10 protein-coding genes and 1 pseudogene are annotated in these 8,717 nt (G+C 37.6%); 2 read left to right on the top strand and 9 right to left on the bottom strand.

Annotated elements, in window-relative coordinates; all coding sequences use genetic code 11:
- On the top strand, positions 1-185 hold a 185-nt coding region (locus B4W83_RS11595; RefSeq protein ID WP_210433155.1), incomplete at its 5' end, for a transposase.
- A 308-nt stretch (positions 186-493) separates the two neighbouring features.
- Here the strand turns inward: B4W83_RS11595 and B4W83_RS11590 are convergent.
- Together B4W83_RS11590 and B4W83_RS11585 are read right to left on the bottom strand one after the other, a co-directional pair.
- The gene (locus B4W83_RS11590; RefSeq protein WP_000868697.1) at positions 494-1,576 is read right to left on the bottom strand and encodes a cell wall-binding repeat-containing protein; all 1,083 of its coding nucleotides are present in this window, start codon (positions 1,574-1,576) and stop codon (positions 494-496) included.
- A 12-nt stretch (positions 1,577-1,588) separates the two neighbouring features.
- Positions 1,589-2,827 carry a caspase family protein gene (locus tag B4W83_RS11585; RefSeq protein WP_000722389.1) on the bottom strand — a complete coding sequence of 413 codons (1,239 nt, stop codon included), beginning with the start codon at positions 2,825-2,827 and terminating at the stop codon, positions 1,589-1,591.
- A gap of 92 nt (positions 2,828-2,919) precedes the next feature.
- Here B4W83_RS11585 and B4W83_RS11580 point away from each other — a divergent pair, with 92 nt between their 5' ends.
- Complete coding sequence (locus tag B4W83_RS11580; protein ID WP_000427006.1) at positions 2,920-3,774, top strand: helix-turn-helix domain-containing protein; 855 nt, start codon at positions 2,920-2,922, stop codon at positions 3,772-3,774.
- Positions 3,775-3,895: 121 nt separating this feature from the next.
- Here the strand turns inward: B4W83_RS11580 and B4W83_RS13595 are convergent.
- The 7 genes and pseudogenes from B4W83_RS13595 to B4W83_RS11545 form a co-directional block, all read right to left on the bottom strand.
- Positions 3,896-4,110, bottom strand: a pseudogene (locus B4W83_RS13595) (IS3 family transposase); the annotation flags it as partial.
- 88 nt (positions 4,111-4,198) lie between these two features.
- Positions 4,199-4,546: a type II toxin-antitoxin system RelE/ParE family toxin gene (locus B4W83_RS11570; protein ID WP_000395510.1), complete on the bottom strand. Its 348-nt coding sequence runs from the start codon at positions 4,544-4,546 to the stop codon at positions 4,199-4,201.
- Positions 4,536-4,823 carry a type II toxin-antitoxin system RelB/ParD family antitoxin gene (gene relB, locus B4W83_RS11565; RefSeq protein WP_001101480.1) on the bottom strand — a complete coding sequence of 96 codons (288 nt, stop codon included), beginning with the start codon at positions 4,821-4,823 and terminating at the stop codon, positions 4,536-4,538. The genes B4W83_RS11570 and relB overlap by 11 nt, the downstream gene beginning before the upstream one ends.
- Before the next feature lie 163 nt (positions 4,824-4,986).
- On the bottom strand, positions 4,987-5,598 hold the full coding sequence (gene rpsD, locus B4W83_RS11560; RefSeq protein ID WP_000092760.1) for a 30S ribosomal protein S4: 612 nt from the start codon (positions 5,596-5,598) through the stop codon (positions 4,987-4,989).
- A 194-nt stretch (positions 5,599-5,792) separates the two neighbouring features.
- Positions 5,793-6,845: a HAMP domain-containing sensor histidine kinase gene (locus B4W83_RS11555; protein ID WP_000769777.1), complete on the bottom strand. Its 1,053-nt coding sequence runs from the start codon at positions 6,843-6,845 to the stop codon at positions 5,793-5,795.
- Entirely contained in the window at positions 6,842-7,540 is a 699-nt protein-coding gene (locus B4W83_RS11550) for a response regulator transcription factor (RefSeq protein WP_000520643.1), read from the bottom strand. The genes B4W83_RS11555 and B4W83_RS11550 overlap by 4 nt, the downstream gene beginning before the upstream one ends.
- A 166-nt stretch (positions 7,541-7,706) precedes the next feature.
- On the bottom strand, positions 7,707-8,717 hold a 1,011-nt coding region (locus tag B4W83_RS11545; protein WP_142246451.1), incomplete at its 5' end, for an SSURE domain-containing protein.

The raw sequence follows: 8,717 nt of genomic DNA, 5'->3' as shown, positions 1-8,717 counted from the left end.
CCAAGAACATTTTGGATGAACTCTGCATCCAAGATAAACACTTTTTCTTACCTCTACCGCCATATTCACCGGATTTGAATCCTATTGAGCAAGCTTGGGCTATCTTGAAAAAGAAAGTAACAGATTTATTAAGGGAAGTCCCAACTATTTTTGAATGTTTGGAACGCTTTTTAAAAACTAAATGACTATAAAACTTTTTTCCCAGATTTTTGTTTACTACTAAAGTTCACAATGGGTCTAATTTTTAAAATACTCTTGTTTAATTTTTGTAAGCAGATTGTTAGTAAAAGAGAATAACCCTGCTAAATTTCTGATCTACTTTATTCTATAGTAAAATGAAATAAAAATAGGACAAATCAATCAGGACAATCAAATCAATTTCTAGTAATGTTTTAGAAGTCCAGATGTACTATTCTAGTTTCAATCTACTATATATTATTCACTGACTAAAAAAGAAAACCTACCTTCTCAGTAGATTTTCTCTGTTTAAAATTTATTTCCAAGCGCCACTGGCATCTACATAGTAACCATCAGGTGTATAGGTGTTGTGAAGCATCTTACCAGTTGAAGCAAGGTAGTACCAAGATCCACTATCTTTTACCCATCCTGTTACCATAGAACCTGAGTTGTTTAGATAATACCAAGATCCACTATCTTTGATCCAACCTGTCGCCATAGAACCTGAGTCCTTTAGGTAATACCAAGAGTTATTATCATATAGCCAATTGCTAGCAATCATAGCTCCTGATGATTTAAAGGCATACCAGTTGCCACCCTGATAGAGCCAAGTTTGATTGAACATGACTCCTTTATCATTCATAAAGTACCAAGTTCCCTTGTCCTTAACCCAAGCATTTTTAACTAATTGACCTTGTTTTTGATAGTACCACTTTTCACTGTAATTCTTTTTTAGCCAGCTTTCTGCTTTTAGAATCGGATAAAGTATTTTGAAGGCTCCTCCCCCTCTGTAGGAATGACTGATAACTCCTGGTTTTTGAAGTTTCAATTCTACATAGTCGTCTTCCCAAGCAAACACTTTTTGACCATTGAGAGTCTCTGGTAAGGTAGCAGTGTAGGTCTTAGTTTGATAGTCCCATTTTGCATCAAGGTAGGTGTGTTGATCATTTGATTCGTCAATACGGAAGTAACCACTCTTTCCGCCATCATTATATACATCATCTACTACTTTAGTGGACCAGGTCTTTACTTCATTTCCGCTCTTGGCTTCTACCTTGATATCTCCTCTATAGCCATAAGGTACATAGAAATTCAGGTAACGCCCCTCTGTACCGACCATAGATTTGTCCTTTTCTTGACCTAGGAAATTGATAGTCTGATCTTGACCATTGAGACTAACCGTCCACTCGATTTTCTCAGTTTTTGGCAAATCCAAGACTTTGATATCCACTTCATGGCCATTGTTAAATCGAAGAATTTTGCCATCTTGATACTTAACCCCACCCTTAATAACCCATTCTTCTTCCAACTCAAAGGCTTGACCTGAATGAGGGAAAGCTAATAAAGCTAGACCTGCTAGAGATAAACCAAATAGTGTGATTTTTTTTGATACTTTCATTTTCTTAACTCCTTATTTTTGGAATAAAACAAATTGACTGTTTTTAGGATAAACTGATACATGTTGCTCTTCGTGAATTTGTGATGCAGCTTCAAGGACTAGAGGATAAGAGTATTGATACAGTTCCTCTAAAGTAATTTTTCCGTTAGTATTGGTGTCTGCCATAGGCGAAATCATTCTATTTTGAAGTGAATCCCAACCTGTACCCATTGCCCAGTATCTGGTGGCAAGACTACCTACTCCGACTACACTATACGATTCTTCGCCTTTCCAAGAGGCACATAGTACGAGGAATTTAGAATCAAGCATTTCACCATTCTTGCTTGCTACATCTCCTGTTGAAAATCCTGCCAAAAATGCTTGTTCATCAAATTTTTCTTCAGACTTGGAGGCAACCTTTTTGTCTGACTTACCTACATCTATAATTGTTCCTGAATAGCAACAATCCAGCATAACCACAAACTTACCTTTATATTGTTTCAGTATAGATGCCAATTCCCAGCCTGAAAATGTCTGACCATCGCTACCAAGATAGATTCTTCCGTCTCTTCCTCCATGACAAGTAAGGTAAAGATAGTTCACATCGCTTTCGATAGAAGATTTGAAAAGCTCTTGCGTTTTTGCAATAATCTCGGACTTAGTTTTATCTGGGAAACGAACAACTTTACTAAAGTTTTGGTTACCAAAAACCTTTTCCATAGCATTAACGTCTTCGATAGGTACTGCTCTCGTTGATGTTTCACCAAGAACTAAAGCACGGCGATTAATCGTTTGTCTTGCTCCACTACTAGCAAAGAAATAAGTATCATCTCCAATATTGTGCCAACCTGTCTGCATAGCACCGCTGGCAGCCAAATAATATTGTTTTCCTTCGATAGTCTGTAGGCCAGTTTGCATGACACCGCTAGTATTTAAATAGTACCAACTACCAGAAATCAAACACCATCCTGTTTTCATAGCACCACTAGTATCTAGATAATACCAATTTCCATATTCATTAAACCAACCTGTTTTCATCCAACCTTCACTATCAAAATAGTACCAGGTTTCATTGATCTTTTCCCACCCGTTTTTAGTGTAAGAACCGTCAGAGTGTTTATACCACCAACGGCTATTCGATTGAATCCAACTGCCATTAGAGTGACTATAAGACTTGGGAGAGATAGATTCTTGAGCAGAAACTGGACTATTTACTGGTAGTGTTGCCACTAGGCTCAGTAAAGCAACTGATGACAATAAAATTTTTTTCATAATCATATTGTCCTTTCTGTTTTATTTTTGTATAATCATATCACAAATAAAAAAACAGGTTTTATTTTTTGCAGAAATGGAAGAGGAATACTATGGAAAATTTTGGAGCAGTTTTAAAGGATATCCGTATTTCAAAAAATTTTCGTCTTAAAGATTTGGCTTGTGATAAGATTAGTGAGTCAACTATTTCTCGTTTCGAAAATGGGATTACAAAATTATCTATTGATCATTTTTACATATTGTTAAATCGCCTGGGGATATCATTTTCGGAATTTGAAGAATTAGTTCATTGCTATTATTCCAAAAAAGAATGCTTTTTTGAAGAATTAGAACATGCTGTAAACTCTTCAGATATCATTTTGTTACAAGAACTAATAAAGAAAATAGAGCTAAAACAAAAGCAGGAAAGAAGTTTATGCAATTTTCACATAAAATTGATTGCTGAACAACAGATTAATCGCCTTGTAAATCTTCCTTATAATACATCTAAATGCAATGAGATAATAAAGTATTTGCTTTCGGTAGATACTTGGATGGAGTATGAACTGAAAATTTTTTATAATTCGGTGTTTTTTATGAACACTAAAACCATAAGCTTATTATATAGAGCGGTAATCAAGAAAACACGACATTTTTTAAAAACAAATATGGGAACACATAGAGTAATTCCTTTATATTTATTTAATTTAGAATTATTATTAAAAAATAATTTGTTAAATAACGCTCAATTTTTTATAGATGATTTAGAAAATTTACTGACCAGACAAGGATATTATTTTGAAAAGAATTATTTACTCTTCCTAAAAGGTATTTATCTTATAAAAACTAATCAAATAGAGTTAGGTAAAAAAGAATGTTCTAAAGCTATGAGAATATTTAAGGAATATAATGATAGTGATACAATAAATGAATTAAACCAGAAATTTAAGCTAGATCTAACAATTTAATTGTTAAATGATATTGTTTAGAGATATAATTCCTAAAAAATTAGACAAATAATTTATCTATAAGATTTGGTTCTGTATTACACTGAGCTAAGTCTTTCTTAGTTTTAATACATTTGTTATTATATAGGCTTTTATTGATTATTTCTTGTTTTAATTCAGGGGAATAGTAACGATTCTTCCCATTTTTAACACTCTCTATTCCATAACGATCAATTCATCTTGTCACATACCTTAGCCCGAAACATCTACACAAAATCTTTTTGAAAGCTGATTAAAGATTTGTACTTGCTTTCTAAGTTCATAGATCTGAACCTTAACCTCATTTGTCAATCCCATAATAAAAATAAGGACATTCCAATTGAACTGCACCCCAAAAGTTAGACAGAAAAAATCTAACTTTTGGGGTGCAGTTCATATATAGGCGCTATTTTTTCTTGAACAAGCGGATGTAGTCCTGTTTGCTATGAATAATATCTGATACAAAGACAGCTTTTCTGTCCTCTAAAATATGATAGAATGCTAGGTAATCTCCTAAAATGATGCATCGAGTTTTGTGGGGTGGGTATATAATCCCTCCTACTCTTTCGTCAGCATCAAATCCTGCTTCTGGGAAGACTTCAAGACGCTCCAAACCATAAAGAACATTCTTAACTGTGTTTGCTCCTGCCTGTTCTGAAAAGTAGTTAGCTGAGATATAATCTTTAATACCTCTTAGCTGTTCTTGTACCGTTTCGGAGATAATGATGCTATATGCCTTCTCGTTAAATTCCAAGGTTAGCCCTCACTTCATCAAGACTGTAAGTTCTTCCATGTTCTAAATCCTCAAAGCTACGAGCAATTTCAGCACGCAACCTTGATAGAAGTTCTTCTCTTTCTTTATCTACTTGAGTTTCAAATGGCAAGGCTTTATTTTCTACAATGTGTTCTAAAAACAAGTTAAAACTGGCTGTCATATCAAGATTTTGCGCTGTGATAATAGCTTTAGCTTTCTCTAACAAGTCTCTGTTAGTCTTAAAATTTACCTGTGTGTTTTTTTCTAAAACATTCATGGTAGCACCTCCTTTAGACTATTATATCACTTTGGACTATATCGGTCTAGTTATGTCTCAACGATTATAGCTGGATACTAAGAGAAATCAAAAAAGCACTCTAGGATAGAGGCCTAAAGTGCTTAGTTTCAAGGCTTTACAGCCTATCATATTTAATAAAATATTACAACATCTTGTTGTAGAATTCAACGACAAGTGCTTCGTTGATTTCTGGGTTGATTTCGTCGCGTTCTGGCAAGCGAGTCAATGAACCTTCCAATTTTTCAGCGTCGAATGATACGAATGCTGGACGTCCAAGAGTAGCTTCTACTGCTTCAAGGATTGCTGGAACTTTCAATGATTTTTCACGAACTGAGATCACTTGACCTGGAGTTACGCGGTATGATGGGATATCAACGCGTTTCCCGTCAACAAGGATGTGACCGTGGTTTACGAACTGACGAGCTTGACGACGAGTAGTCGCAAGACCAAGACGGTAAACAACGTTATCCAAACGACGTTCCAAAAGAAGCATAAAGTTGAAACCTAGGATCCCGCCTTTGATTTTTGTAGCTTGTACGAACAAGTTACGGAATTGTTTTTCACCTACACCGTAAGTGAAACGAAGTTTTTGTTTTTCAGCCAATTGCAAACCGTATTCTGACAATTTAGAACGGTTGTTTGGTCCGTGTTGTCCTGGTACGTAGTTACGACGTGCCAATTCTTTACCTGTACCTGTAAGTGAAAGGCCAAGGCGACGAGATTGTTTCCAAGATGGTCCTGTATAACGTGACATGTGAATGTCCTCCTGATATAAATAATATTTCGGTGGAAATAGTCACTTAGAAAGCCCTGATTCGTGCAGATGCCCTTCGCCTAAACAGCCAAGGTTACTTATCATAAGACACCTGTTGACGAGCTTCATGCTTTCCTGCTGATATTTCACACAAAATCTATTTTACCATGAATAGCTGGATTTGTAAAGGGGTTTTAGGCTTTATTTTCACTACCAGAGAGATTGAGAAGGAGGGTAAAGGTACTTCCTAGACCGTACTGGCTGCTGACTGTGATTTCCCCACCCAATTGATGAGCCAATTCACGCGCAATCGCAAGACCAAGACCATGCCCACCTGTTTTCATGTTACGCGAAGTTTCGACACGATAAAGGCGTTTGAAAATATTCTCCAAATCCTCTGGGGCAATGCCCTGCCCCTCATCGGTCACACTGATTGAAAGCTGGTTCTTCTCCAGCTTAGCCACCACTTCCAGCTTGGTTCCTGGAGCAGAGTATTTAAAAGCGTTATTGAGCAGATTCACCAAGATACGAGAAAGCTTAGCATAATCTCCTTCAGTCCGGGCAGACTCTGGGATTACCTGCAAGTGGACATCTCTTCTCTCCTGCTCAATCAAAAACTGAAATTCACTCATGCACTCAATCAAGAGCTGATCCAGAAAAATGCTGTCTTTGCTGGTCGTTTCCACCTGATTTCTAGCTGTGTTTAGGGTCAAAAAATTCAACTCCTCAACCAGTTTATTGAGTCTTTCCGTCTGGCGTCCAATGGTTGCTAGATAATGAGCTTGCTCCGACTCCTTGATAACCCCATCCAAAATCCCTTCTACCGTCGCTTGGATCGAAGTGATAGGAGTCTTAATATCATGCGAAAGTTGAGCAATCATCAAGCCCTTTTCTCGTTCGCTTTCTTCCAAGGAATCAAAGCTGGCCTGCAAATCATGGGACATTTCATTAAAAGCTTGCCCTAATTGTTGAAATTCTAAAGGACCTTGAACCTCCAAATTTGAAGGAAAATCCTTGTCCGCTACCCGCTTGGCATGCTCCTTGAGTTTGCCCAACGATGTAAAGACCGGCGATAGGAGAAAGAGACTAATCCCAGCACCGACAAGGCTGGCAACGATGGTCATCCCAAGCAAAAAGTAAATCTCGCTTTTCTCAATCAGCATTTTTTGAACAGCCCAAAAAACAACCAAAATGGTTAAGAGGGTTGAAATAATATATCCAACCAAAATATAACTTTTTAGTTTCATGTTTGTCCTCTCGGTTTCTCTATCTTATATCCCAAGCCCCAAACTGTCTTAATAGTGGGCGTTTGGTCACTACTATATTTTGCCAACTCCTGTCGAAGAGCATGGATATGCACATTCAAGGTATTGGTATCATCCACATAGTCTTCTTGCCAGACCTTTTCATAGAGGTCTGTCTTGGAGAAAACTCTCTCTGGATTGCTAGCTAAAATCCACAGCAATTCAAATGATTTAACAGTCAAATCCAGCATTTCTTCTCCTATTTGAACTTCATGACTACTATGATTCATTTTTAGATTGCCAAGGGAAATCAGCTCTGTTTCGCCCCCACGATGAAGGCGACGCAAAATATTATGGACCCGCAAAACCAGCTCACGAGGGCTAAAGGGCTTAGCAATAAAATCATCTGCTCCCAAGCTCAGGCCATAAATCTTGTCCTGTTCACTGGTCTTAGCAGTAATAAATAGGAAAGGCTGCTCTGGTGATAAGTATTGAACCTCACTGATTAAATCATAACCATCCATCCGAGGCATCATGACGTCTGTGATAATCAAATCAATCGGTTTTTTCTTGAACAGCTCTAACGCTTCCAGTCCATCATGGGCTACCAAGACCTGATAACCTGCCTGAATTAAGTATCTCTGATGAATATCTGTGATTTCTACCTCGTCGTCAACGAGTAAAATTGTCTTTCCCATCTGTCTCTCCTTTGATAAAAACAGTGCTATACTGCTTTAAGTATAACACTATTTTTATTGTTTTACGATGATTTTAATCTGCTATTGAAAGAAAGTCCTGATAGCTGATTGAGTTGGTAAACTAGCCTTAGTCAGCCCACTATCCATCATTTATTTCCTTAGCTGATTAGTTTTCTTCTTTTTTGTTTTTCAAACCTAGACCACCGAGTAAACCTGCAAGTGCAAGCCCAAGGAAACCAATACTTGCCATTGATGTTTGAGCTTCACCAGTATTTGGTAGCATAGCTTTATCATCTGACATCATCTTGTCTGACATCATCGTATCAGACATCTTATTAGCAGAAGCAGCCATGTTTTCACCTGCCATCGTATTGGTAGAGCTTGTCATGGTGTCAGCAGGCATGCTATCTGTAGTACTTGGAGCTGGAGTCTCAGTCTTCATACCTGATTTTTCCATTTGGTCATTTGCTGGAATTGCTTTATCAGTCTCTTTGGCTGGTGCCATCATGTCCTTATGGTCAGTAGACATTTGATGAGTCGCACCTGTAGCATGACTGTGATTCATCGGAGTCACTCTAGAACCAGAGTTAGAAGGTGAGAAAGAACCACTTGCTGTGTCTGATGTTTCTTTAACATTTATCTTAATAGTAACTTTTTTAGTTGCTACGATATTTGTCAAATCTGCTTTACCATCTTTGTTGCCATAGACATTGACTGTAGCGCTGTAAGTTTGAGTACCGTTTGCTCGGAACTGGTCAATGAGTTCTTGTTTTTCTTTGCCAGCCACGTTTCCGTCCAAGGCTACTTGATAGAAGTATTGCCCTTTGGTCTTCACGTTTTCGCCTAGTGGAGATAGGGCTGGGTTTTTAGCGTCGCCGTTATCTGACCATGGAGCCTTGTCAGATGCCTTAAGCAAGAGACGAGTCAACATGCCATCACCTGCGAATAGTTCGTATGGAATCACATGGTTGACACCTGCTGTGAATGGACCGTCACCCTTGGCTTGTTCTAGGTAGGCTGCTGGAACATCGATACTGTCTTTAACGTTGTCTGCAACGGCTTTTTGAACTGTTTCTTTAGAAATTAAACCGTTTATGTTAATAGTAACTTGTTTAGTTGCTACGACATTTGTCAAATCTGCTTTACCATCTTTGTTACCATAGACATTGACTGTAGC

It is taken from the genome of Streptococcus pseudopneumoniae ATCC BAA-960 = CCUG 49455, from assembly GCF_002087075.1.
GTDB lineage: Bacteria > Bacillota > Bacilli > Lactobacillales > Streptococcaceae > Streptococcus > Streptococcus pseudopneumoniae.
The sequence above is the reverse complement of the archived record's forward strand: the minus strand, read 5'-3'. Positions and strand labels throughout refer to the sequence as shown.

What these genes read in the sequence shown, in the direction of transcription:
- B4W83_RS11550 (WP_000520643.1), bottom strand. Translation starts at nt 7,540, where the DNA reads ATGGGAAAGACAATTTTACTCGTTGACGACGAGGTAGAAATCACAGAT.
- B4W83_RS11585 (WP_000722389.1), bottom strand. Translation starts at nt 2,827, where the DNA reads ATGAAAAAAATTTTATTGTCATCAGTTGCTTTACTGAGCCTAGTGGCA.
- rpsD (WP_000092760.1), bottom strand. Translation starts at nt 5,598, where the DNA reads ATGTCACGTTATACAGGACCATCTTGGAAACAATCTCGTCGCCTTGGC.
- B4W83_RS11555 (WP_000769777.1), bottom strand. Translation starts at nt 6,845, where the DNA reads ATGAAACTAAAAAGTTATATTTTGGTTGGATATATTATTTCAACCCTC.
- relB (WP_001101480.1), bottom strand. Translation starts at nt 4,823, where the DNA reads ATGAATGTTTTAGAAAAAAACACACAGGTAAATTTTAAGACTAACAGA.
- B4W83_RS11590 (WP_000868697.1), bottom strand. Translation starts at nt 1,576, where the DNA reads ATGAAAGTATCAAAAAAAATCACACTATTTGGTTTATCTCTAGCAGGT.
- B4W83_RS11580 (WP_000427006.1), top strand. Translation starts at nt 2,920, where the DNA reads ATGGAAAATTTTGGAGCAGTTTTAAAGGATATCCGTATTTCAAAAAAT.